The sequence below is a fragment of the Rhodococcus sp. P4_F5 genome, assembly GCF_056401315.1.
Window position 1 is genome coordinate 1 of record NZ_JBFUJP010000055.1, and the last position, 22,686, is coordinate 22,686.

General features: G+C 70.9%; 24 protein-coding genes. 12 read left to right on the forward strand and 12 right to left on the reverse strand.

Translation table 11 applies throughout. The annotated features are described in order from the left end of the window. Positions 1-389: 389 nt before the first annotated feature. The 3 genes from AC1DU4_RS19155 to AC1DU4_RS19165 are packed head-to-tail and all read right to left on the reverse strand — an operon-like array spanning position 390 to position 2,190. Positions 390-704: a hypothetical protein gene (locus AC1DU4_RS19155; RefSeq protein WP_477842439.1), complete on the reverse strand. Its 315-nt coding sequence runs from the start codon at positions 702-704 to the stop codon at positions 390-392. 3 nt (positions 705-707) lie between these two features. Further along, positions 708-1,322, reverse strand: a complete 615-nt coding sequence (locus AC1DU4_RS19160; protein WP_072845996.1) for a MarC family protein — start codon at positions 1,320-1,322, stop codon at positions 708-710. 13 nt (positions 1,323-1,335) lie between these two features. Continuing rightward, the gene (locus AC1DU4_RS19165) at positions 1,336-2,190 is read right to left on the reverse strand and encodes a PHP domain-containing protein (RefSeq protein WP_477842441.1); all 855 of its coding nucleotides are present in this window, start codon (positions 2,188-2,190) and stop codon (positions 1,336-1,338) included. Positions 2,191-2,330: 140 nt separating this feature from the next. Here AC1DU4_RS19165 and AC1DU4_RS19170 point away from each other — a divergent pair, with 140 nt between their 5' ends. Then, positions 2,331-3,407, forward strand: a complete 1,077-nt coding sequence (locus AC1DU4_RS19170; RefSeq protein ID WP_477842536.1) for a magnesium and cobalt transport protein CorA — start codon at positions 2,331-2,333, stop codon at positions 3,405-3,407. Between the two features lie 22 nt (positions 3,408-3,429). On the opposite strand, the gene AC1DU4_RS19175 is transcribed toward AC1DU4_RS19170, so the two are convergent. Further along, entirely contained in the window at positions 3,430-4,017 is a 588-nt protein-coding gene (locus AC1DU4_RS19175; RefSeq protein WP_477842443.1) for a suppressor of fused domain protein, read from the reverse strand. A gap of 33 nt (positions 4,018-4,050) precedes the next feature. After that, positions 4,051-5,454 carry a cellulase family glycosylhydrolase gene (locus tag AC1DU4_RS19180; protein ID WP_477842445.1) on the reverse strand — a complete coding sequence of 468 codons (1,404 nt, stop codon included), beginning with the start codon at positions 5,452-5,454 and terminating at the stop codon, positions 4,051-4,053. A 186-nt stretch (positions 5,455-5,640) separates the two neighbouring features. Between AC1DU4_RS19180 and AC1DU4_RS19185 the strand changes: the two genes are divergently transcribed. Then, complete coding sequence (locus tag AC1DU4_RS19185) at positions 5,641-6,219, forward strand: hypothetical protein (protein WP_477842447.1); 579 nt, start codon at positions 5,641-5,643, stop codon at positions 6,217-6,219. On the opposite strand, the gene AC1DU4_RS19190 is transcribed toward AC1DU4_RS19185, so the two are convergent. From AC1DU4_RS19190 to AC1DU4_RS19200, 3 genes are all read right to left on the reverse strand, one after another. Continuing rightward, positions 6,142-7,269: a winged helix DNA-binding domain-containing protein gene (locus AC1DU4_RS19190; RefSeq protein WP_477842449.1), complete on the reverse strand. Its 1,128-nt coding sequence runs from the start codon at positions 7,267-7,269 to the stop codon at positions 6,142-6,144. The two genes, AC1DU4_RS19185 and AC1DU4_RS19190, sit on opposite strands and share 78 nt — an antisense overlap. Positions 7,270-7,742: 473 nt before the next feature. Continuing rightward, the gene (locus AC1DU4_RS19195) at positions 7,743-8,234 is read right to left on the reverse strand and encodes a YflT domain-containing protein (protein WP_072845992.1); all 492 of its coding nucleotides are present in this window, start codon (positions 8,232-8,234) and stop codon (positions 7,743-7,745) included. Between the two features lie 96 nt (positions 8,235-8,330). Continuing rightward, entirely contained in the window at positions 8,331-9,287 is a 957-nt protein-coding gene (locus AC1DU4_RS19200) for an HpcH/HpaI aldolase/citrate lyase family protein (RefSeq protein ID WP_477842451.1), read from the reverse strand. Between the two features lie 98 nt (positions 9,288-9,385). Between AC1DU4_RS19200 and AC1DU4_RS19205 the strand changes: the two genes are divergently transcribed. From AC1DU4_RS19205 to AC1DU4_RS19230, 6 genes are all read left to right on the forward strand, one after another. Then, on the forward strand, positions 9,386-10,657 hold the full coding sequence (locus tag AC1DU4_RS19205; protein WP_477842453.1) for a magnesium transporter MgtE N-terminal domain-containing protein: 1,272 nt from the start codon (positions 9,386-9,388) through the stop codon (positions 10,655-10,657). Then, on the forward strand, positions 10,650-11,156 hold the full coding sequence (locus AC1DU4_RS19210; RefSeq protein WP_477842455.1) for a DUF1003 domain-containing protein: 507 nt from the start codon (positions 10,650-10,652) through the stop codon (positions 11,154-11,156). Before AC1DU4_RS19205 ends, AC1DU4_RS19210 begins: the two co-directional genes overlap by 8 nt. Positions 11,157-11,267: 111 nt before the next feature. Further along, entirely contained in the window at positions 11,268-12,383 is a 1,116-nt protein-coding gene (locus AC1DU4_RS19215) for a lytic transglycosylase domain-containing protein (RefSeq protein WP_477842457.1), read from the forward strand. Positions 12,384-12,635: 252 nt separating this feature from the next. Next, positions 12,636-13,478 (forward strand): lytic transglycosylase domain-containing protein, encoded by an 843-nt coding sequence (locus tag AC1DU4_RS19220; protein ID WP_477842459.1) that lies wholly within the window; start codon positions 12,636-12,638, stop codon positions 13,476-13,478. Between the two features lie 26 nt (positions 13,479-13,504). Further along, the gene (locus AC1DU4_RS19225; protein WP_477842461.1) at positions 13,505-14,641 is read left to right on the forward strand and encodes an Mrp/NBP35 family ATP-binding protein; all 1,137 of its coding nucleotides are present in this window, start codon (positions 13,505-13,507) and stop codon (positions 14,639-14,641) included. A 108-nt stretch (positions 14,642-14,749) separates the two neighbouring features. Next, complete coding sequence (locus AC1DU4_RS19230) at positions 14,750-15,190, forward strand: hypothetical protein (RefSeq protein ID WP_477842463.1); 441 nt, start codon at positions 14,750-14,752, stop codon at positions 15,188-15,190. An 85-nt stretch (positions 15,191-15,275) separates the two neighbouring features. Here AC1DU4_RS19230 and tatB read toward each other — a convergent pair whose 3' ends face one another. The 4 genes from tatB to sigE all read right to left on the reverse strand — a co-directional run bounded on the left by tatB (position 15,276) and on the right by sigE (position 18,409). Beyond that, the gene (gene tatB, locus AC1DU4_RS19235) at positions 15,276-15,704 is read right to left on the reverse strand and encodes a Sec-independent protein translocase protein TatB (protein ID WP_477842465.1); all 429 of its coding nucleotides are present in this window, start codon (positions 15,702-15,704) and stop codon (positions 15,276-15,278) included. A gap of 71 nt (positions 15,705-15,775) precedes the next feature. Beyond that, positions 15,776-17,239 carry a S1C family serine protease gene (locus tag AC1DU4_RS19240; RefSeq protein ID WP_477842467.1) on the reverse strand — a complete coding sequence of 488 codons (1,464 nt, stop codon included), beginning with the start codon at positions 17,237-17,239 and terminating at the stop codon, positions 15,776-15,778. 91 nt (positions 17,240-17,330) lie between these two features. Further along, positions 17,331-17,705 carry a zf-HC2 domain-containing protein gene (locus tag AC1DU4_RS19245; protein ID WP_477842469.1) on the reverse strand — a complete coding sequence of 125 codons (375 nt, stop codon included), beginning with the start codon at positions 17,703-17,705 and terminating at the stop codon, positions 17,331-17,333. A 17-nt stretch (positions 17,706-17,722) separates the two neighbouring features. After that, entirely contained in the window at positions 17,723-18,409 is a 687-nt protein-coding gene (sigE, locus tag AC1DU4_RS19250; RefSeq protein ID WP_477842470.1) for an RNA polymerase sigma factor SigE, read from the reverse strand. A gap of 275 nt (positions 18,410-18,684) precedes the next feature. Between sigE and AC1DU4_RS19255 the strand changes: the two genes are divergently transcribed. The 4 genes from AC1DU4_RS19255 to AC1DU4_RS19270 all read left to right on the forward strand — a co-directional run bounded on the left by AC1DU4_RS19255 (position 18,685) and on the right by AC1DU4_RS19270 (position 22,670). Further along, positions 18,685-19,317, forward strand: a complete 633-nt coding sequence (locus AC1DU4_RS19255; protein ID WP_477842472.1) for an O-methyltransferase — start codon at positions 18,685-18,687, stop codon at positions 19,315-19,317. Between the two features lie 70 nt (positions 19,318-19,387). Further along, positions 19,388-20,083 carry a TetR/AcrR family transcriptional regulator gene (locus tag AC1DU4_RS19260; RefSeq protein ID WP_477842474.1) on the forward strand — a complete coding sequence of 232 codons (696 nt, stop codon included), beginning with the start codon at positions 19,388-19,390 and terminating at the stop codon, positions 20,081-20,083. Positions 20,084-20,091: 8 nt separating this feature from the next. Continuing rightward, positions 20,092-21,027 carry an ABC transporter ATP-binding protein gene (locus AC1DU4_RS19265; protein ID WP_477842476.1) on the forward strand — a complete coding sequence of 312 codons (936 nt, stop codon included), beginning with the start codon at positions 20,092-20,094 and terminating at the stop codon, positions 21,025-21,027. Further along, positions 21,024-22,670, forward strand: a complete 1,647-nt coding sequence (locus AC1DU4_RS19270) for an ABC transporter permease (protein WP_477842478.1) — start codon at positions 21,024-21,026, stop codon at positions 22,668-22,670. The genes AC1DU4_RS19265 and AC1DU4_RS19270 overlap by 4 nt, the downstream gene beginning before the upstream one ends. Positions 22,671-22,686 lie beyond the last annotated feature (16 nt).

Genomic DNA, 22,686 nt, shown 5'->3' on the forward strand with positions numbered 1-22,686 from the left:
ACTCAACCTTACTCAACCTTGGACGGAGTGGTTGATTCAGACACGGGAGACACGATGACACTCCTACTMATGCCGCCCCCACGCGGGGGCGGGTTACTGGTAAGTAGCAGCGCCGAAGGGAAATTCGACGCAGCCGCAGGTTCATACTCGAGATGTGGGGTGAGGCTAACCGAGGGTGCACGATCAATTCCCGATTGGTTTTCGGGTAACAGCACTCACTTCGGAAGCGCGAAGGCGTCAGGCGGGGTGGGCCCGAGCACGAAATCTGCCGCTGATTTGTCCGACTTTCGCTCTCTCGTCGGGCGGTGGCACCGACGCTGGAGTGCAACAAGTGTGTCACCGGCCCTTTGTGTAGGCAAATCTCACCGATTTCGCCCGCGGAAGTGAGGTCAACCCCACCACTGCGTCCACAACAGTGCGGCTGTGACCAACAACACTCCCACCGACCAGGATATGGCCGCTCCCCCACGCCTGCGGTCGGCGAATCGCTGCGCCAACACCACCACGACCGCGGCGGCGATGTGCGCCGCGACCGAGACCGCGCCGGGCCCCGGGAACCCCCGGCGACCGCCGAGGTACGCGGTGCCGACCACGACGAGGGCAAGCACCACCACACCGGCTGCGGTGGCACCGCTCAGCGCCCTGAGCCCGCGGACCACGGCCCCGTCGCGCTCGGCGTACTCCTGGTATTCGTCGAGTGACACGTGCTACCCGCCTGCGATGAATCCGCGAACCGAGTCCGCAATGAGCTGTACCGCGATCGCGGCCAGCAGGAGTCCGGCGATCCGGGCGAGCAGCGTGATGCCGCCGTCGCCGAGCAGCCGGATCAGCACCGTGGAGAACCTCAGCGCCAGGAACAGAATGAGGTGGATCGTGAGGATCGCCAAGCCGATTGCGAGGTAGGACGACGTCTGGCCGTCCGCCTGACTGACGAACACGATCACGGCAGCGATGGCACCGGGACCGGCCATCAGCGGGGTGCCGAGCGGCACCAGCGCGACATTGACGTCCTCGGCGCCCTGCATCTGGTTCGCGCTGCGCCCGGTCAGCAGTTCCAGCGCGATGATCAGCAGCAGCAGCCCGCCCGCGCCCTGCAGCGCCGGGATGCCGATGTGCAGGTAGTTCAGGATGGCCTGACCGCCGACGGCGAACACCGTGATCACGGCCAGTGAGACCGCCGGCGCCTGCCAGGCCGCCCGGTTGCGGGCCTCCCGGCTCTTTCGGCCGACCAGCGACAGGAACACCGGGATCACGCCCGGCGGGTCCATGATCACGAACAGGGTGATCACCGCGGTCAGGTAGAGCGTGGTGTCGAAGGACATCAGCGCGCGCCCGTCACCGGGTGACCACGGCTGCGCCCGTGGCGGCCGCCACGATCCGCTCGTACTGCTCGGGTGCCGTGACGAACTCGCCGAGCACCACCGACTTGTTGCCGCCGTGGTAGTCCGACGACCCGGTGACGATCAGGTCGAGGTCGCGGGCCAGTCCGGTCAGCAGCGCCCGGTCCTCCGGCCGGTGGTCGTGATGGTCGATCTCGACGCCGCCCAGCCCGTCCGAGACGAGCTCGCCGATCTGCTCCGTTGCGAGCAGCCGGCCGCGGCTCGCCGCCCGCGGGTGCGCGATCACGCTCACCCCGCCCGCCCCGGCCACCATCCGCACGGCGTCGCGCAGCGGCGTGTCCGCCTTGTGCACGTAGTAGCGGCCGCCGGTCGCGAGCAGGTCGGTGAACGCCTCGTTCACGGACGCCACCACGCCCGCGTCGACCAGCGCCCGAGCCAGGTGGGGCCGCCCCGCGGCCGGCCCGGCGGCGGCCATCACCGCGTCGGGGTCCACCGGCAGTCCGTCCGCCGCCATCTTCTCGGCCATCGCCCGCAGTCGCCCGGTGCGCTCGGCCCGCAGCCGGCCCCGCTCGCGGGCAAAGGCGTCGTCGGCCGGGTCGAACAGGTACGCCAGCAGGTGCACCGCGACCGGTCGGCCGTCCTCGCCGCGGCCCTCGCAGGACATCTCCATCCCGCGGACCAGGCTCAGCCCGGCGGGCAATGCCGCCTCCGCCTCCGCCCAGCCGGCGGTGGTGTCGTGGTCGGTGAGTGCGACGACGTCGAGGCCCGCGGCCGACGCCGCCGCAATCAGTTCGGTGGGACTGTCAGTGCCGTCGGAGGCCGAGGAGTGGGTGTGAAGATCGATGCGCACCCGGCCATTGTCTCAGGAACCTGCGAGTGCGGGCGGCCCGCCCGACCGCCGGGGATAGCATGGGCTCGAGCCCCCAGGGGAGAGGAGACGCCGACGTGTCGTCCCTTCCGCCGCGCCGACACCTGCCGTCGCGTCCGCAACTGCCGTCGCTGCCGTCGTTCCGCTCGCCGCCCGCACCCGAACCGGCACCGTCCGACCCGCCCTGGTGTCCCCCGGAGGACGCGATCGTGGACTGCGCGGTGTACGTCGGCGGCAGGCGACTGCCCGGCGCCTTCACCCACGAGACGGCGATGGCGAAGGTACGCGCGCTGGGCCGAGGCTTCGCGTGGGTCGGACTGCACAAGCCGAGCGAATCCCAGATGACCTCCGTGGCAGAGTGTTTCGGCCTGCACGAGCTGATGGTCGAGGACGCCGTCGGGCACTCGCACCAGCGCCCCAAGCTCGAGCGCTACGACGACGTGATGTTCATGGTGCTGCGCACCGTCAACTACGTCGAACACGAGTCGATCACCACGGCCAACGAGGTGGTCGAGACCGGCGAGATCATGATCTTCATGGGTCCCGACTTCGTGTTGACGGTCCGGCACGGCGAGCACTCCAAGCTCACCGGCGTCCGCCAGGACCTCGAAGCCAACCCCGAACTGCTCGCGCTGGGTCCGTCCGCGGTCCTGCACGCCATCGCCGACCACGTCGTCGACTCCTACCTCGTGGTCACCGAGTCCGTCGAGAACGACGTGGACCTGATGGAGGAAGCGGTGTTCAGCACCGGAAACCGGGTCGCGACCGAGCAGATCTACATGCTCAAACGCGAGATCGTCGAACTGCGCAAGTCGGTGAACCCGCTGGCCAGCCCGCTGCAACGGCTCGGCCAGGACACCACCACCGGAATCCCCAAGGAGGTCCGGCGCTACCTGCGCGACGTCCAGGACCACCACACCATCGTCGCGGAACGGATCGCCGAGTTCGACGAGGTGCTCAGCACGCTGGTCGACGCCGCGCTGGCCAAGATCGCCGTGCAGCAGAACACCGACATGCGCAAGATCTCGGCCTGGGTGGCCATCGCCGCGGTGCCGACCATGTTCGCCGGCGTATACGGGATGAACTTCGAGCACATGCCAGAACTGCAGTGGACCTTCGGCTATCCCCTGGTGATGGGCATCATCGCGGCGATCTGCACCGCACTGTTCGTGACGTTCCGGCGCAACGACTGGCTCTGAGCGGCGGTCCGGCGCTGCCCCGCTAGAGGGACGCCGCCGCGCGGGCCGGGTCGCGCACGTCGATCCCGGCCTCCGCCCACGCCTCGCGCAGCGCCGCGGCCCCTCGCAGTCGCACCCACGCGGCCTCGGTGCCGGTGATCGGGACGGCGTCGAAGAACCGCACCGGGTCGGCCGGCTCGGGCAGTGCAAGTTCACCGATACTGCTCTCCCCCAACAACATTGCAGTGAAGGGCGCATCCTTCCAGAGCTGCTCACCGACGTCGAGCAGACCGTCGACGGTCAGGACGACGCCCTCCACCGCGGGCGCCGCGGCCAGTACCGCGAGCGTGCGATGCACGCCCGAGGCCACACCGGCGCCGCCCCGCAGGGTGAGCACCAGTTCGGCGCGCGGTCCCCGCACGGGGTCCGCGATCAGGTCGCTGGGATCGCCCATCGGGTGCCGGGAACAGCCCAGCGAGACGTAGCGCACCAGGTCGTCGTGGTCGGGACCGAAGCGGAGCACCTCGAGGGGTTCGAGCCCGAGGAAGGTCACCGAGGCAGCCGAGGGCGGCGGACCGCCGATCTGCTCGACGAGGTGCGCACGGACCGAGGCGATGACGCTGTCACTCACCTGCTCATCTAACACCGGTCCCAGCCGGAAGGGTCAGTGAGCCGGGGTCAGCGTGACGGTGGTCTCGTCCGGCGTCTCCGGCGCACGCAGGGTCAGGATCCTGGAGCCGGCGTCCCAGCTCGCGGCCTCGCCACCGGAGACCTGCGCGCCGTTCGGGAAGGTCCGCACCGGCAGGTAGATCTCCGTCGGGGCCGAGATCGACGCGTCGGGCCGGTAGGTGAGCTCGAGCCGCTCGGGCCCGCCCCGCCAACTGGTCGGGGTGCCGGCGACCGCGCGGGGATACGGGCGGTCCAGTGCCGGCACCAGGTTGCGCGCGGTGCCGTCCTCCTCGTAGGGACCCCAACTCCCCGGATCACGGGACCAGTAGCTGACTCCGGCGCCCATCTCCGTTGCCGTCGCGTAGATGCGCTCGACGAAGTCGAGTGCGCCGGGAAGTGTGGTGTCGAGTCCGAACTCCCCCAGGATGATCGGGACGTCGCCGAGCGCCGCCGCGGTGCGCAGCGTGTGGCCGCGCCATGCATCGACGGTGGCGTCGACGAGGTCGCGTGAGGTGCCCTCGTAGCCACCGCCCAGGTCCATCGGCAACGGATAGATGTGCGGGCAGTAGGCAATTCGCTGGTCGCCGTCGCGCGCATCGTCGATCCGACCGAGACCGCTCGGCGTTCCCCAGTTCACGCCCATCGCCTGCGGTGCCACGCACACCCAGCTGTCCTGGTCGACGGTGCGGATCGCGTCGGCCGTCTTCTGGTACAGCGCCGTCAGCGGGCCGGCCTCGAAGACCGGGCCCTGCAGGGTTCCGCCGTACGGCTCGTTCATGAGGTCGTAGGCCACGACGGCGGGGTTGCCCGAGAACCGTTGCGCCACCGCCCGCCACGCCTGCGCGTAGTGGTCGGCGAGCTCCGGGTGCTCACCAGTCGTGTTCCAGAAGTTGTCGAACGCCCGGATCACCCCGGGGTCCAGGTAGTACTGCTCCCACATCTCGTGGGATCCCACCGGCAGGCCGTCCATGTACGTGGCCCACGCCGGCGCGCCGTTGCCGGTCTTTCCGTCCGGGGTGATAGCGCCGGACCAGAGGTCCTGGTGCATGTCGAGCATCACCTGGTACCCGCGCTTCGCGTACCAGCCGACGCGTTCCTCGACGCGGTCGAGGTACGCCTGGTCGAAGACCCCCGGCTCCGGCTCCACGGACCGCCACGAGATCAGGAACCGGACGAAGTTGGTTCCCATGTCGGCATGTTCACGCGCAAGCTGCTCCTCGGTGAAGTCCGGCATCCCGTCCGGGGTGCTCTTCGCGCTCGACGCCGTGTTGAACCCCCGCAGCACGAGCGCTCGGCCCGCATCGTCGGTGAGGAACGACGCCGCCGGCGCGGGATCGGATCGCAGCGCGGCGCCGACACCGCCCGTGAGGACGAGCGCTCCGGCCACCAAGAGGGACACCACTCTGATCCGCCGCACACTCGACCTTCTTCACCGTTTCGCCACGCCTGGTCTTCTGGACGCCGATATTGTGGCGACATGTCCGAGTCCCCCGAGGCTGTTTCGGTGAACCCACAGGTCAGGCCGGTTCCCGGCTCGCGCGCGGTTGACGGGTCCCTGGACCCGTCAACCGCGCACGAGCAYGAAGTGCCTTCCGGTCCGTGGGCCGGCACGGTCACCGTCGCCGTGATCTCCGTTCTCTTCGGGACCTGGACTCTGACCGGCACCGCCCTGACGTACCTGCCGGCGCTGCTCGTGCCCAGCGCCCTCGGGTTGCCCTTCGGGGTGCCGCCGCTGCGCCTGACGCCGCTCGGCGAGACGACCACCGGATCCTGGGCGGTGGACGTGATCGCCGCGCTCGTCATGACCGCCGTCGTCTGGATGCGGTTGGTCAGCTCGTCGAGGCTGCACCCGACCGGCGGCGTGGCCCGCGCATTCTGGGCGGGGCTGGGCGCCACCGTGATCGGYGTCGTGGCCGGCAACCTGGTCCGCATCGTGTACCTGAGTTTCGTGCTGCACGAAGGGCCGGGCGCGTACGTGGCCTCGCTCGTGGGCGGCGCACTCGTCTCCGCCGCGTGGGGCGCCGTGGTCGGGGTGGCAGTCGGCGTCGCCCACGCGATTGCCCGACAGGTCACGGTCCGGCGGGCGTCACGGCATCGGAGTGAACCGGACGTCGTGACTGTCGGCGCCGCGATGCGCGAACCGCAACAGCCGCAACGCCTCTGACGCGACCTCCGACTCGACACCCTTCCCCAGGCGCCGGAATGTCGTGACCTCCACGACGCCGGCCCCCTTCTTGGCAGTGACGGTGACGAACCCGGCCACCGTCCCGTCGACCAGGATCGTCGGCTTGATGATCCCGTTCACGGTGAACACCACCTTGCGGTGCTCGTCCGAGATCACCCGGGTCCGGTTCGCGTGGCCGAGGAGCACACTGTCGAAGGGCGCGAGGATCCGCACCGGCACCGCGCACGACGGGTCCGGACGCGACGCGTCGGGCAGGTCGAAGAGCTCCGCCCCGTCCTCGTCGAGGAACACCCGCAGCCGCGGCCGCAGCCGTTCGAACACCTCCGCCAGCCGGGCCAGCCCCGACCACGCCTGGGCGTCCGCGACGCTCGCCGGGCCGTAGGCGGCCAGGTACCGCAACAGCAGTCGCTCCGGCTCGGGCCGCGTCGGGGCCGGGGCGCCGAGCCAGTTCTCGGCGGTGGCGCACACCGGCTGCCCCGAGCGCCCCCACAGGCCGCGCGGGGGCACCTGCACCAGCGGCAGCAGGCACCGCGCCGCGTGGGCGAGTGCCGCCGGGTCGCGGTCCGGCCAGTGCCGCGCCAGCAGCGGACGCAGGGCGGCCATGGTCATCGGGGTGGCGTCGAGCAGGTCACGGCTCACCGCGGCGAGTTCCGCGGTGTCCAGCCCGGCCAGTGCCTCGCGGTGCGCGGCGTTGGTGCGCAGGTCCGTGTCCATGATCGGCTGCACCCAGGGCCGCAGCGCGAGGGCGTCGGCCGCGGTGACCGCGTGCACCGTGCCGCGCATCAGGACCATGCGCACCACCTGCCGGTCGGCGATCAGGTCCGAGAGCTCGGAAGGGTCGAAGTCGGCGAGCCTCGCCCACAGCGCGTAGTACGGCGCCGACGGCGACTGCGCCTGCAACCCGTAAAGGTGCCCGACCAGGTCGAGTGCCGTACCTGCCTCACGCCGCAGCAGGTGCTGGCGGTCCAGGGTGGCGCGAGAGAGCGCCTCGGCCGTCAGCCGTTCTCGGGTCGTTCCACCAGCCGCCACCGGCACACCTCCCACGCGATCAAAGTAGTGACGGGCCCAAGGCTAGGACAGGACCGTCGAACTCACAGCCGGCTGGCAGCGGCGGCGACCAGGAAGCGTTCCCGCGGCGCTCTCCACACCACCGTGCCGGACCACCCTGATCAGGCCATTCATGTTCTCCAGCACAGGATTCGACTCGCCCCGAGTCCGTCCTGGGACCCTGCTGTGAATGCCCCCGCGGCTCTGTCCGGGCCGTCGATCCGGTGCACGGCGGTCCCGACCAGGGCCAGTACTCACAGCAGGACCACCACGACAGGGACCGGGGCGACAACTGGGCCAGAACCACCCGAACTCCGGCGACTGGCACCAGGGCGACAACTGGCAGCCCCCGGCCCCTCAGCTCCCCCAGCTGCCCGGCGGGCCGAACTTCGGGAGCTGAGTCCGGCCGGGCGCCGTCGCCGCGCGTTCCTCCCCACACGCGCAGCGGCGGTCGCCTAGATCGCCAGCTTGGCCAGCAGGTCTCGGGCGCGCTCCGCGGTCTTCGGTTCGCACAGCACGTCGTAACGGCCGGCGACCAGCTGCATCGTGGAGGCGAAGTCGCGCTGGCCCCGGGTCGCCGCGTACGGGATCACCGCGGAGATCAGGCCGAACACGATGCCGCCCAGGATGCCGGCGACCAGCGGGCCGAGCAGGCTGTCGGTGAACAGCCCCAGCAGCAGGCCGAGGAACACGCCGAGCCACGCACCCGAAACGATCCCGCCGCCAATGACTTTCGCCCAGGTGAGCCGGCCGAGCACCCGCTCGACCTGCATCAGGTCGACACCGACGATGGTGACGTCCTCCACCGAGAACTGCTGGTCGGACAGGTAGTCGACGGCGCGCTGCGCCTCCGCGTACGTGGGGTAGGAGCCGATCGGCCAGCCGCTGGGTGGGGTGGGCAACCCGCCTCGTCCGGTCCTATTCGGCTGTGCGAGAGGATTGGTCATCGTCGGCGCTCCATCGTGGTCGGTCGGTCGGTTCTCGGCGGTACCGGGCCGGGCGTGCCCTCACCAGGATGGTGCGAGCGTCCGCCGATGTCCATTTTACGGAGATTCGGGGTCGAACCGCATTGTCCGTGCCATCCCGGCTGCCCGCCCCTTGCCCGCGATCACCTGCGCCATCTTCGCGCTCGCCTCGTCGATCATCTCGTCCCCGAGCATCGCGGCACCCCGGCCACCACCGGCCGCGGAGGTGTGGAACTCGTAGGCGTCGAGGATCATCTCGGCGCGGTCGTAGTCGGCCTGGCGCGGGCTGAACGCCTCGTTGGCCGCGTCGATCTGGGTGGGGTGCAGCACCCACTTGCCGTCGAAGCCGAGCGCCGCCGTGCGCCCCGCCGCCCGCCGGAAGGCCTCGACGTCGCGGATCTGCAGGTAGGGACCGTCGATCGCCTCGAGGCCGTGGGCGCGAGCGGCCATCAGGATGGTCATCAGGATGTGGTGGTAGGCGTCGCCGGTGTCGTACCCGTCCGGCTGCTCCCCCACCACCAGGGTCCGCATGTTGATGCTCGCCATGAAGTCCGCCGGACCGAACACCAGGGTCTGCACCCGGGGACTGGCCGTCGCGATGGCGTCGATGTTGGTGAGCCCGAGCGCATTCTCGATCTGCGCCTCGATGCCGATCCGTCCCACCTCGAGCCCGTTGGCCTTCTCCACCTGGGTCAGCAGCAGGTCCAGCGCCTGCACGTGAGCCGCCTCGGCCACCTTCGGGAGCAGGATCGCGTCCAGGTTGGCGCCCGCGCCGGAGACGACCTCGACGACGTCGGCGTACGTCCACTCGGTGGTCCAGTCGTTGACCCGGACGACCTTGATCTGCCCGCCCCACCCGTCGGAGTTCAGCGCGTCGACAATCTCGCTGCGCGCCTGCGCCTTTGCGATGGGCGCGACCGCGTCCTCGAGGTCGAGGAAGACCTCGTCGGCGGGCAGGCCCTTCGCCTTCTCGATCATCTTCCGGCTGCTGCCGGGGACCGCCAGGACGGACCGCCGCGAACGCGCGTGCACCATGAGGACCTCCAGAAAAATGGGGTGGCGTGCCCCCGGAGAACCGCGACTACCAGCCCGCGATCCGACGTCGGGACACCGAGCGAATTAGCCTTGCCATCATGGCAGCAGTGAGCAAGGTCTTCGCAGCCAGGCTCGCGGGCCTGGTGGTGCTCGGACCTGACGGCGAATCGATCGGCAGGGTGCGTGACGTCGTCATCACCATTCGCGTGGGACGGCAGCGACCGCGGGTGCTCGGACTGGTCGTGGAACTGCTCACCCGGGGCCGGATCTTCATCCCGATGCTGCGGGTGACGGCGATCGCCCCCGGCTCGGTCACGGTCACCGGGAACGTGAGCCTGAGGAGGTTCGCCCAGAAGCCGGGCGAGGTACTGGTCCTCGCGCAGGTCCTCGACACCCCGGTGCGGATCGACGACCCCGAACTCGAGGAGCTCGCCGGCCAGGACGTGCTGGTGGTGGACCTCGGCATCGAGCTGACCCGCACCCGCGACTGGGTCGTCTCCCGGGTCGCCGTCCAGCGGCCGCGCGGACGGCTCTCCCGCCGTGCCGCCGTGCATGTCGTGGAGTGGCCACACGTGCAGGGCCTGACCCAGTCCCAGCTGGCGCTGCCCGGCCAAGGCGTCGCCCAACTGCTGGCCCAGTTCGAGGGGATGCGGCCCGCCGACGTGGCCAACGCGATGCGGGACCTGCCGGACAAGCGCCGGTACGAGCTGGCGATCGCGCTCGACGACGAGCGGCTCGCGGACGTGGTGCAGGAGCTGCCCACCGACTCCCAGACGGATCTGCTGATGCACCTCGAGGTGGAGCGTGCCGCGGACGTGCTCGAGGCCATGGACCCCGACGACGCCGCCGACCTGCTCGGCGAGCTGCCCGACGCCGAGGCCGAGTCGCTGCTGCAGCTGATGGACCCGGTGGACTCGGAACCCGTCCGACGGCTGCTCCAGCACTCCCCCGACACGGCCGGCGGCCTGATGACCCCGGAACCGGTGATCCTGACCCCGGCCACGACGGTGGCCGAGGCCCTGGCCCGGGCCCGGCACGCCGACCTGACACCCGCCCTGGCGAGCATCGCGTTCGTGGTCCGGCCCCCGATCTCCACCCCCACCGGGCGCTACCTGGGCTGCGTGCACCTGCAACGGCTGCTGCGCGAGCCACCCGCGACACTGGTCGGCGGCATCCTTGACACCGACATGACCCGGCTCGACCCCGAAGACTCGCTGACCACGGTGACCCGGTACTTCGCCCGGTACAACCTGGTGTGTGGGCCGGTGGTCGACGACGAGGAGCACCTGCTCGGCGCGGTCGCCGTCGACGACGTGCTCGATCACCTGCTGCCGACCGACTGGCGCGAGGAGGCGGAAGACGATGAGTGAGAAGTCCACCCCCGACCGCCAGCGCCTGGACACTCCCCGCGGTCCGCGGCGCCTGGGCCTGAACATCGACGTCGAGGCCGTCGGCCGGGTCAGCGAGTCGATCGCCCGCTTCCTCGGCACCGGCAAGTACCTGGTCATCCAGACCGCGGTGGTGATCGTGTGGATCGCCCTCAACATCACCGCCGTGGGACTGCAGTGGGATCCGTACCCCTTCATCCTGCTGAACCTGGCCTTCTCCACCCAGGCCGCCTACGCGGCGCCGCTGATCCTGCTGGCACAGAACCGTCAGGAGAACCGCGACCGGGTCTCGCTCGAGGAGGACCGGGCCCGGGCCGAGCAGACGAAGGCGGACACCGAGTTCCTGGCCCGGGAACTCGCCGCGCTGCGGATCGCGGTGGGCGAGGTCGCCACGCGCGACTACCTGCGCCGCGAACTCGACGAGATCAAGGGCCTGCTCGCCGACCGCGACGCCGACGTCACCCGGGCGCCGCGCGGCTGACCGCCGGCCGTAGCGAACCCTGCTCCACCGCCGATACAAAAGGCGAACACGGCCGTTTCCGTTATGTAACCTGAATCACATTTCCGGGGGTCGACGTGTCGAGGAGGGTGAATGCGGATCAGGGGGATGGCGACCGCGGCCGTGACAGTGCTGGTGTCGCTCGCGACGGCCATGTCGTCGGCAGGGGCCGTGAACGCGTCGGACCTGGCCACCGAGCCCGCACCGGCACCGGCTCCGGCCGTCGCCGCACCCACCGGCACGGTGGGACTGGTCGCGCCGGCCCCGCGCCCCGTCCGCACCCCCCGCGCCTACACCCCGCCCCCGCCGGTCCGGTTCGAGCTGCCGCCCGCGGTGGCCGAGAAGCTCACCCCGATCCCGGTCTCGCTCAGTGCGCTGGGCATCCCGGAGCTGGTGCTGGGCGCCTACCGGGCCGCGGAGGCCACCATGGCCACGCAGGCCCCGGACTGCGGCGTGAGCTGGCACCTGCTGGCCGGGATCGGCCGGATCGAGTCCGGGCATGCCGGCGGCGGGCGCACCGACGCCACGGGCACCACCGTGACCGGGATCCTCGGCCCGACCCTGGACGGCACGCTGGCCGGCAACAACGTCATCACCGACACCGACGGCGGCCGACTCGACGGGGACCCCCGGCACGACCGCGCGGTGGGGCCGATGCAGTTCATACCCGGCACCTGGGCCCGCTACGCCGCGGACGGCAACGACGACGGCGTCTCGGACCCGAACAACGTCTTCGATGCCTCACTCGCGGCCGCGCGGTACCTCTGCTCCGGCGGGCTGAACCTGCGCGAGCCGGCCCAGGAACTCAAGTCGGTGCTGAGGTACAACAATTCGGCCGCGTACGCGTCGAATGTGCTGGCCTGGTCGGCCGCCTACGCCGCGGGCGGCACCCCGACCGCGGGTTCGATCCCGGATGTCACCACCGAACCCGCCACACCCGTCCCCCCGACGACGCCGGCCGACCCGGCCAGGATCGGGGACCACTCGCCCGCGGTGGACGCCGCAGCGCCCGCGTCACCGCAGGCCCCCGCCCCGGCGCCGCTGATCCCGGGCCTGCCCGCGCTGCCGGAACTGCCGTGCCTGATCTTCTGCCCGCCGGCGCCCGCCCCCGAGGGGACCCCGGGAGCACCAGCTGCCGCGCCCGGCCTCCCGGGCGCGCCGGCACCCGCTCCGGGGGCACCGGCCCCCGCCCCCGCGCCGCTGCCGTAACGGGGCTCCGCTCCCGGGGACTCCGGCCCCCGGGGCTTTGGCCCGTAAGAAACTCTGGGCACTCAGGTAACTCCGACGCGCCCGTTCGATATCAAAACGACACACCTGAAAACCCGCACTGGCCTGCACAAATTGCAACTGTCTCAGTTTTTTGATCACAGATGAATAACGGAACAATCTCGAATCGGGTAGCCTCGACTGCGGTCTACAGCAATCGCAAAGCCCCACCCGGGGTTCGCAGGAGGTATCTCGGTGGGTCGTCACAACAAGAAGTCCGACTCTGCGCTGCGCCGCAGTTCCGTCATCGCACTGACCGGGATGATCCCCGGCGGACTGGTCGCAGTGGCCGCCACCTCGGGCGCCGCGCCCGCCATTCCCTTCCTCGCCACGACCGCCAAGTCCGCGCCGATCCCGGACGCCCCCGCCCCCGTCGCGACCCCGGCCGCCGAGGCTCAGCCCGCCGCCGAGACCCCCGCGCCGGTCGCGATCCCCGAGCCGGCCGCCGCCGCGCCCGCCCCCATCCCCGTGCCGCTGCCGGACGGCCCGCTCGGCATCCCCGGCATCAACTTCGCCGCGTACCAGAACGCGGAGCGCATCGAGGCGGAGCGGACCCCCGGCTGCGGCATCTCCTGGATGCAGGTGGCCGGCATCGGCCGGGTCGAGTCCAGCCACGCCAACGGCGGCAAGGCCGACGACAAGGGCAACCTGTTCGAGCCGGTGATCGGCCTGCCGCTCGACGGCAGCCTGCCCGGCCAGGCCGTGATCATGGACAGCGACGGCGGCCGCCTCGACGGCGACGCCGTCTACGACCGCGCCGTGGGCCCGACCCAGTTCATCCCGACGACGTGGGAGCGCTACGGCGCCGACGGCAACGGCGACGGCGTCATCGACCCGCAGAACCTCTACGACGCGGCGATGGCGACCGCGAACTACCTGTGCGACGGCGGCACCAACATGCGTGACCTCGCCTCTGCCACCAAGGCGATCCTGCGGTACAACAACTCGATGGCCTACGTCGCGAACGTGACGGCCTGGTCGCTGGCGTACTCCACCGGCATCGGCCCGACCGCGGACGCCCTCCCGCGAATCCACTGATTCGGCGCCCAACTACCATGGGGGGTATGCCAGCAGTGACCGAGTCCGACGTTCGTAGCGCGCTCGCCCGGGTAATCGACCCCGAGATCCACAAACCCATCACCGAGCTCGGGATGGTCAAGAGCGTCGAGATCGCCGACGACGCCAGCGTCGACATCGTCGTCCTGCTCACCACGGCCGGCTGCCCGATGCGCACGGAGATCACCGACCGGGTCACCAAGGCCGTCGCCGACGTCGCCGGCATCGGTGCCATCCGCGTCGAACTCGACGTGATGGACGACGAGCAGCGCACCGAACTGCGCAAGTCGCTGCGCGGCGACTCGGCCGAACCGGTCATCCCGTTCGCCCAGCCCGGCTCGCTGACCCGGGTGTACGCGGTCGCCTCCGGCAAGGGCGGCGTCGGAAAGTCTTCCGTCACGGTCAACCTCGCCGCCGCGATGGCCGCCCGCGGCCTGTCCGTCGGCGTGCTCGACGCCGACATCTACGGCCACTCGGTGCCCCGCATGCTCGGCACCGACGCCAAGCCGACGCAGGTCGAGCGGATGATCATGCCGCCGCAGGCGCACGACGTGAAGCTCATCTCGATCGCGCAGTTCACCCAGGGCAACACCCCCGTCGTGTGGCGCGGGCCGATGCTGCACCGCGCGCTGCAGCAGTTCCTGGCGGACGTGTTCTGGGGCGACCTGGACGTGCTGCTCCTCGACCTGCCGCCGGGCACCGGTGACGTCGCGATCTCCGTCGCCCAGTTGATCCCCGGCGCGGAGATCCTGGTCGTCACCACCCCGCAGCAGGCCGCGGCCGAGGTCGCCGAGCGGGCGGGCGCGATCGCGCTGCAGACGCGCCAGCGCATCGTCGGGGTCGTGGAGAACATGTCCTGGATGGATCTGCCCGACGGCACCCGGATGGACGTCTTCGGCTCCGGCGGCGGCCAGTCCGTCGCAGACCGGCTCACCAAGGCCGTCGGCGCCAAGGTGCCGCTGCTCGGCCAGATCCCGCTCGAGAAGGCGGTCCGTGAGGGCGGCGACGAGGGCGTCCCGATCGTGCTCAGCGCGCCCGACTCCCCGGCGGGCACGGCGCTGCGTGAGATCGCCGAGAAGCTCGCGGTGCGCTCGCGCGGACTCGCCGGCATGTCGCTCGGCATCGACGCCACGCGCCACCTGTAGCAACCGCGGCTGGGCGATTCGACTCCGACAAATCGCCCAGCAGGTTACCTTCGCACCCGAACCAATCATCGATGCCGTCCTGCGGCATCCGACGACAGGAATCCGGGTATGAACAAGGCCGTCCTCCGCACCGCGCTGTTCTCCGCCACCACCGTGCCCCTGCTGTTTCTCTCGCCCGGCGTCGCATCCGCGGCCGCCGTGTCCAGTGCCGACATCATCGAGAGCGACGTGGTCGCCTCCGTCGAGGGGGTCGACGCGACTGCGCTCTGCGGCGCCACCCTGCTCGACCAGGGCACCGGCACGGTGGTCCGGGACATCGCCCCTGCCGCCCCGAACGCCGACGGTTGGATCGGCTACTCGTGGCCCGCCGTGGCGGACGGGGTCTACGAGGTGCGGCACCGCTGCACGGTCGACGGCGAGGTGGTCTTCGCGAACAGCCACCGCGACCTGGTTGCGCCGGCGCCGATCCGGCCGATGTTCGGCTCGCTCGACACCGGCAGCGGGTGGGTCGGCGAACCAGGTCTCATCGAGAACACCTTCGGGTCCTGACCGACCCGACTTCCGCCCGACACGACGGGCCCTGCCGGAATTCCGGCAGGGCCCGTCGTGTCGGGTATCGAAGTTTGCGCCGAGGTCAGGTCGCGTCGAAGTCGAAGGGCGGGCGCTCGCCCTCGGCCAGCGGCGTGGGGGCCGGCCGGGACGGCGGTCCCACGGCCCCGGCGGCGGCCGCAGCCGGTCCTGTCGCGGCAGCTTTGATGTCGCCGGGCAGGCTCTCGACGTCACGGAGCACCGAGTCGTCACCGTCCAGCAGGTGCTTGGTGATCAGCCCTCGCGGCGTCATGCCGCGCAACTGCTGCAGGTCCGCGAGGGGTTTGCGCAGGTCCTCGAACTCCGGTCCGAGCTCGTTCTTGAGTTGCGAGGTGGCGCCACCGGCGTAGTCGCGCACCTGACGCAGCGACTTCGTCACCCAGGACACAGCACCGGGCAGACGCTCGGGTCCGAGGATCACGAGCGCCGCGACGAGCAGGACCATGAACTCGCCCCAGCCAATGTTGCCAAACACGTTGACCAGAGTACGTGTCGCCGCCACGGACCGCCGCCCGCACCGCCAAACTCACAACAGGTGGGGTGGGATCAGTCCGAAACCGGCGTCACCTGCACCTCGACCGAGCGTCCCGAGCGGATCAGCTGCACCGGCACGGACTGGCCTGCCGGCTGCTGGTGCACGGCCACCACCAACTCGTCCGCGCCGGCCACCGCCCGGTCCCCCACCTTGACGATGACGTCGCCCTCGACGATTCCCGCCTGCTCGGCAGGGCTGCCTGCCTGCACGTTCGCGACCTGGGCGCCGGTGGTCTGCTCGTTGGTCACCGACCGCGCGTTGACGCCGATCTCCGAGTGGTGCATGACGCCGTCGCGGATCAGCGCCTGGGCGACCGCGGTGACGTCGTCGACCGGGATCGCGAAACCGAGTCCCACCGAACCACCGCTCTCGCTGCGGATCGCCGAGTTGATGCCGATGACCCGGCCCTCGTGGTCCACCAGCGGCCCGCCGGAGTTGCCGGGGTTGATCGCCGCGTCGGTCTGCACCGCGTCGATGACCGCATCGGTGTCGGTGCCGTCGCCGCCGAGCCGGACCGGCCGGTGCAGTGCGCTGACGATGCCACTGGTCACCGTGTTGCTCAGGCCCAGCGGCGACCCCACCGCGACCACGTCGTCCCCGACCGAGACGTCGGCGGACCTGCCGAGCTCGGCCACCGTGAGGTTGCCGACGTCCACCTTGATCACGGCGAGGTCGGTCTTGGTGTCGCGGCCGACGATCTCGGCGGGCACCCGGGTGCCGTCGTCGAACACCACGCGCAGCGTCGCCTTCTCGGGGTCGGTGGCGGCCATCGAGATCACGTGGTTGTTGGTGACGATGTAGCCGGCGCCGTCGATGACCACGCCGGAGCCGGTGCCGGACTCGTCGCCGAGCGCTACCTGGATGGAGACCACCGACGGCTGCACTGCGGCGGCGACCTTGGCCACCTGGCCGGCCTCGCGGTCGTCGGTACCGGACTGGGTGAGCGAGACCTTCTGGCTGGTGAGCGCGCCGACGTTCTCGGCGGTGACCCGCCCCACGACGCCGCCGACCAGCCCGATGGCCAGCGCGGCGCCGACCAGGACCGCCAGCGCGCGCGGCGCGATCCGGTCGCCGAGCAGGACGTCGCGGACGGTGAGCTTGGGTGCGGGGGGCGCCGCGGCCACCGGCGGCGTCGTCAGCGCGGCCGAGCCGAGGCTGACCGCGGCATCGGGATCACGCCACGGATCGGCTGGTGCCGTCGGCTCCGGGCGGCGGGGTGCGTCGCCGTCCGGGTCACGCTGGATGGACTCGACGGCGTCGTGCGGCCGGCCGAACGCCTCGGCCAGGACCGGGTCGGGCGGCCCGATCGTCAGGGCGGGGTCGTGGCCGGCGTCGCGGTCGGGGGCGAAGGACTCGCTGGTACCGGCCGGGCGACCGAACGCGGCGGCGGACGCCGGGTCCACTGCGGGTCGGTAGAGCGGGCGGGGCGCGAGGCGCGGCGGGGCGGAGTCCGGCTGGGTCGAGTCGGAGTTCACGCGGACTCGCGTCCCTCGTTGGCGGCAGTCACGTGTTCCAGTATCACCGACGCCGTCACATCGGCGAGCACCGACGCGGACAGGGATGAGGTCAGCGGAATCGGCGCCAAGTCGGCAGCGAGTAGGAGTTCATCCGCGCGGACAGCGCGGCGCGCCGACGTCCGAACGGGGAGTCCGCACCGGGCCGGCCGTCGGGCTCGGCGTCCGCGGGCGGGGTGCACATGGGGATCTGGCTGAGCAGTCCCAGCAGCCCGCTGGGCATGCTGATCTCGGCCGAGCGGCGCAACGCCACCCGGGCATGCTGCTGCGCGTCCACCGCGGCCGCACACTCCGGGCACTCGGCGATGTGCTGGGCGGCCCGGAGGTAGGCATTCATCTGCAGTTCGCCGTCCACGTACGCGGCGACGGCCTCGCTGGCCAGATGCTCGGTGGAACTGAACTGGCGCCGTCGGCCTGCCTGCGTCATCGATCCCTCCTGCACCTTCACCGTGTGGTCACCGCCGATGTACCTGTCCTGCCCGCGGCCGCAGCCGAGGCTGACAGGTGGTCCCGCAGCGCCTGCCGTCCGCGATGGATCCGACTCCGTACGGTACCGAGCTTCACGCCCAGTGTGGCACCGATCTCCTCGTACGACAGGCCCTCGATGTCGCAGAGCACGACGGCGGCACGGAATTCCGGGGCCAGCGAGTCGAGCGCGTCCTGGAGGTCCGGGTCGAGGCGGGCGTCGTGGTAGATCTCCTCGGGGTTCGGCCGATCGGAGGGCACCCGCTCGTAGTCCTCGGGCAGCGCCTCCATCTTGATCCGGTTACGGCGGCGCACCATGTCGAGGAAGAGGTTTGTCGTGATCCGGTGCAGCCAACCCTCGAACGTGCCGGCCTGGTAATTCGACAGCGAACGGAATACCCGGATGAATGTGTCCTGGGTGAGGTCCTCCGCGTCCTGGGCGTTCCCGGACAGCCGGTAGGCCAGTCGGTAGACGCGATCGCCGTGTTCACGGACCAGTTCGTCCCACGACGGCATGGCGGACTGGCCGCCACTCGCGTCGAACGCGGCCGTGCCGCGCAGGTCGGCGGACTCGGCCGATTCGAGCAACTGGGCCGGATCGGAGAGCTTGTCCAGATCGGGGAGCTGGGCGGATGCGGCGGCGAGGACGGGCTCGGCGTTGATCATCGAGATGTGGTGGACCTCCTGCTCAGGACAGCTGGCGGCAACTACGCGACACACTTTCGACGCGTAACGGGTACAACGCCCGGGTTGTCCGGAATGTTCCCCGTCGCGACTTCACGTTCGTAGCTGCCACCGATGCGGTCTGGTGATCTCGTGACGGGTTCAGCCTTTCGTACCCGGATGTGCGCGCACTATGAGCAACCTGAGCGGGGCCTGAGAATCCGCCGTACTCGCGCGCCTGTGCCCGGCGGCGCCGCGACGGCGATAGCCTCGACATCGTGCAGACCAATGGCGACCAGATACTGGCCCACACCGAGGACTCCGTCCTGGAGGACGAGGTCCTCCTTTCCGCCCGCGAACGGGCCGAGGACCTGGGCGGCGATCCCGTGCCGGCGTCTGTGGGCGCACTGCTCAGCCTGTTCGCGCAGATGCTCGACGCCCGGACCGTGGTGGAGATCGGCACCGGCGCCGGCGTGAGCGGCCTGTGGCTGCTCGACGGCATGCGTGCGGACGGCGTGCTCACCACCATCGACGCGGAACCCGAGCTGCAGCGCGCCGCCAAGGACGCCTTCCGGTCCGGTGGCATCACCTCCTCCCGGACGCGCCTGATCAACGGCGACGGCCTGGAGGTGCTGCCGCGACTCGCCGACGGCGCCTACGACCTGGTCTTCGTGGACACCTCGCCCGCCGATCACCCGCGCTACGTCGAGGAGTGCGTGCGGTTGCTGCGCCCCGGCGGCGTGCTGGTGCTGCACAACGCGCTGTACGGCGGCCGGGTGGTCGATGTGACGGCCCGCGACGCGACCACCMTCGCGGTCCGCGCGGCGGCCCGCGCGATCGCCGAGGACGACCGGCTGACCAAGGTGCTGCTGCCGGTCGGCGACGGAGTGCTCTGCGCCTCCCGCGGCTGACGCATTTTGACGTTTCCTTGACGGGCCGACCCCTTGCCGCCCGATTGAACGGGCGTTTAGAGTTTTGAACATGCGTTCAATGAACGTCGACCCGCAGGCCCCCAGCCGGGACCGGACCACCCGCGCCCGGATCCGCGACGCCGCGATCGCCGTGTTCGGCGAGCAGGGATTCTCGACCGGGGTGCGTGCGGTCGCCGCGGCCGCCGGAGTCTCGCCCGGACTGGTCAACCACCACTTCGGGTCCAAGGACGCGCTGCGGGAGGAGTGCGACGCCCACGTCCTCGAGGCCATCCGGGTCGCCAAGACCGAGTCCCTGACCAGGCCCAGCGCCACCGGACTGCTGCAGCAACTCGCCGAGGTCGAGGAGTACGCGCCCCTGGTTGCCTACCTGGTGCGCAGCTACCAGGCCGGTGGCTCACTGGCGCGGTCGATGTTCGAGCACCTCGTCGCCACCACCGAGCAGTACCTGGCGGACGCGGTGGCCGCCGGCACACTCCGGCCCAGCCGGGACCCGGCGGCACGGGCGCGCTACCTCGCGATGCAGAACATGGGCGGCACCCTGCTGTTCCTGCAGATGCGGGGCGAGCACGAGGACCCCGTCGACTGGGGGCGCGCGCTGCGCGACCTCACGGACGAGATCATGTTTCCCGCCCTCGAACTCTTCACCGAGGGCCTGTTCATCGACACGACCTTCTTCGACACAGTCCTCCAGCAGCGCTCCGAATCCTCGACAGACGCCGAAACCACAAGCGGTACAGCCTCTTAGGAGAATCGATGACTGGAATCATCGAAGTCCACGACCTGCACAAGCACTTCGGCCAGGTGCACGCGCTCGACGGCCTGGACCTCACCGTCGGCGAGGGCGAGGTGCACGGCTTCCTCGGGCCCAACGGCGCCGGGAAGTCGACCACCGTCCGGGTGCTGCTCGGAATCCTCCAGGCGACCTCCGGGACCGCCCGCGTCCTGGGCCGCGACCCGTGGGCCGACGCGGTCGACCTGCACCGCGAGATCGCTTACGTGCCAGGCGACGTCACCCTGTGGCCCTCGCTGTCGGGCGGGGAGACGATCGACCTGCTCGGCCGGATGCGGGGCGGCATCGACGCCTCGCGGCGCGCCGAGCTCATCGAGCGGTTCGACCTCGACCCGCGCAAGAAGGCGCGGACCTACTCGAAGGGCAACCGGCAGAAGGTGTCCCTGGTGTCGGCCCTGTCGTCGAATGCGCGACTGCTGCTGCTCGACGAACCGACGTCCGGACTGGACCCGTTGATGGAACAGGTCTTTCGTGAGTGCGTCACCGAGGCGGCGAGGCGCGGCGTCACGGTGCTGCTGTCGAGTCACATCCTGTCCGAGGTGGAGGCGCTGTGCCAACGGGTGACGATCATCCGCGCCGGCCGGACGGTCGAGAGCGGCGCGCTGGCCGACATGCGCCACCTGAGCCGCACCTCCATCAGCGCCGAACTGCTCGGTGACCCAGGAGATCTCAGCCACCTCACCGGCGTCGAGGACGTTTCCCTCGACAATCACACCCTGCACTGCCAGGTCGACAGCGAGCACCTCGGCGAACTGATCCGGGTCCTCGGCGACACCGGCGTGCGCAGCCTGGTCAGCAAGCCGCCGACACTGGAGGAGCTGTTCCTGCGCCACTACGAGATCGACGCAGCGGCGGGGGTCGACGGCCCCGAGACCAGTGGGGAGAAGGTGTCGGCATGACCACCGCCACGATCGCCGGCCGGCGCCCGCCCGCGGCGGCCCCGCGGCGAGCGTCGAACTTCACCGGCACCTTCGCACTGCTGCGACTCGTCCTGCGACGAGACCGGATCGTGCTGCCGCTGTGGGTGCTGTTGCTGTCGCTGCCGCTGGCGTCGGTGTACGTGGGCAGCATCGAGAGCGTCTACCCCTCCGAGGCGGACCGTGCGTCCTTCGTGGCCACGATCATGAGCAGTCCCGCGCAGCGCGCCATGTACGGCGCGATCTACAACGACAGCCTGGGCGCGGTCGGCATCTGGAAGGCCGGCATGTTCCACACCCTGATCGCGGTCGCGGTGATCCTGACCCTGATCCGGCACACCCGAGCGGAGGAGGAGTCCGGCCGGACAGAGCTTCTCGACTCCACCTCCGTCGGCCGGTACGCCGGCCTGACCGCCGCGTTGACGGTCGCCTTCGGCGCCTCGATCGCGACCGGGCTGATCGGCACCGCCGGACTGCTCACCACCGACGTGCCGCACGCCGGCTCGCTGGCCTTCGGTCTCGCGCTGGCCGGCTCCGGGATCGTGTTCACCGCGGTAGCGGCGGTCGCCGCCCAGCTCAGCACCAGCGCCCGCACCGCCCGCGGCATCGCGTTCGCCGCGCTCGGGGCGGCCTTCGCGCTGCGGGCCGTCGGCGACGCCGGCTCGGGGGCGCTGTCGTGGCTCTCGCCGCTGGGCTGGTCCCTTCAGGTGCGCCCGTACGCCGGCGACCGCTGGTGGGTGCTGCTGCTGCACCTGACGGCGACGGTAGCGCTCACCGCGGTGGCCTACGCGCTGCTGCGGCGGCGTGACGTCGGGGCCGGGTTGATCGCCGAACGTCCCGGGCCGCCCACCGCGTCGCCCGCCCTGAGCGGCCCGTTCGGCCTGTCGTGGCGGCTGCAGCGGGGCGCGCTCGTGGCGTCCACCGTCGGAATCTGCCTGTACGCCCTGCTGATCGGCAGCGTGGTGCACGGCATCGGCGACGAGATCGGGGGCAGCGACGCGATCCGGGACATCGTGAACCGGATCGGCGGATCGCAGGCCCTGGAGGACTCCTTCGTCACCATCGCGTTCACCATGCTCGCGGTCGGCGCTGCGGCGCTGGCGATCTCGTCGGCGCTGCGACTGCACGGCGAGGAGGTCGCGCAGCGCGGCGAGGCGGTGCTCTCCGGCGCGGTCGGCAAAACCCGTTGGGCCGCAAGCCATCTCGTGCTCGCGATCGCCGGTCCGGCCGTGGCGATGCTGGCCGCGGGACTGGTGGCGGGGCTGGCCTACGGAGCCGCGTCCGGCGACGTCGGCGGCACGCTGCCCGGCGTGCTGGCCGCCGCCGTGGTGCAGCTGCCCGCGATCTGGATGCTCGCCGCCGTGACCGTCGCGCTGTTCGGGCTGGCTCCGCGCTTCACACCGGTGGCGTGGGGTGTGCTGGTGGCGTTCGTCGCGCTGTACCTGCTCGGGTCGATCTCCGGCGTCCCGCAGTGGGTGCTCGACCTCGAGCCGTTCACCCACACACCCAAGCTCCCGGGCGCCCCGTTCGAGTTCGCACCGGTGGCGTGGCTGCTGCTGATCGACGTGGCGCTGATCGCGGCCGGGCTGGTGGGACTGCGCCGACGGGACCTGCGGACCGGCTGACCGGGTCCAGATCCCC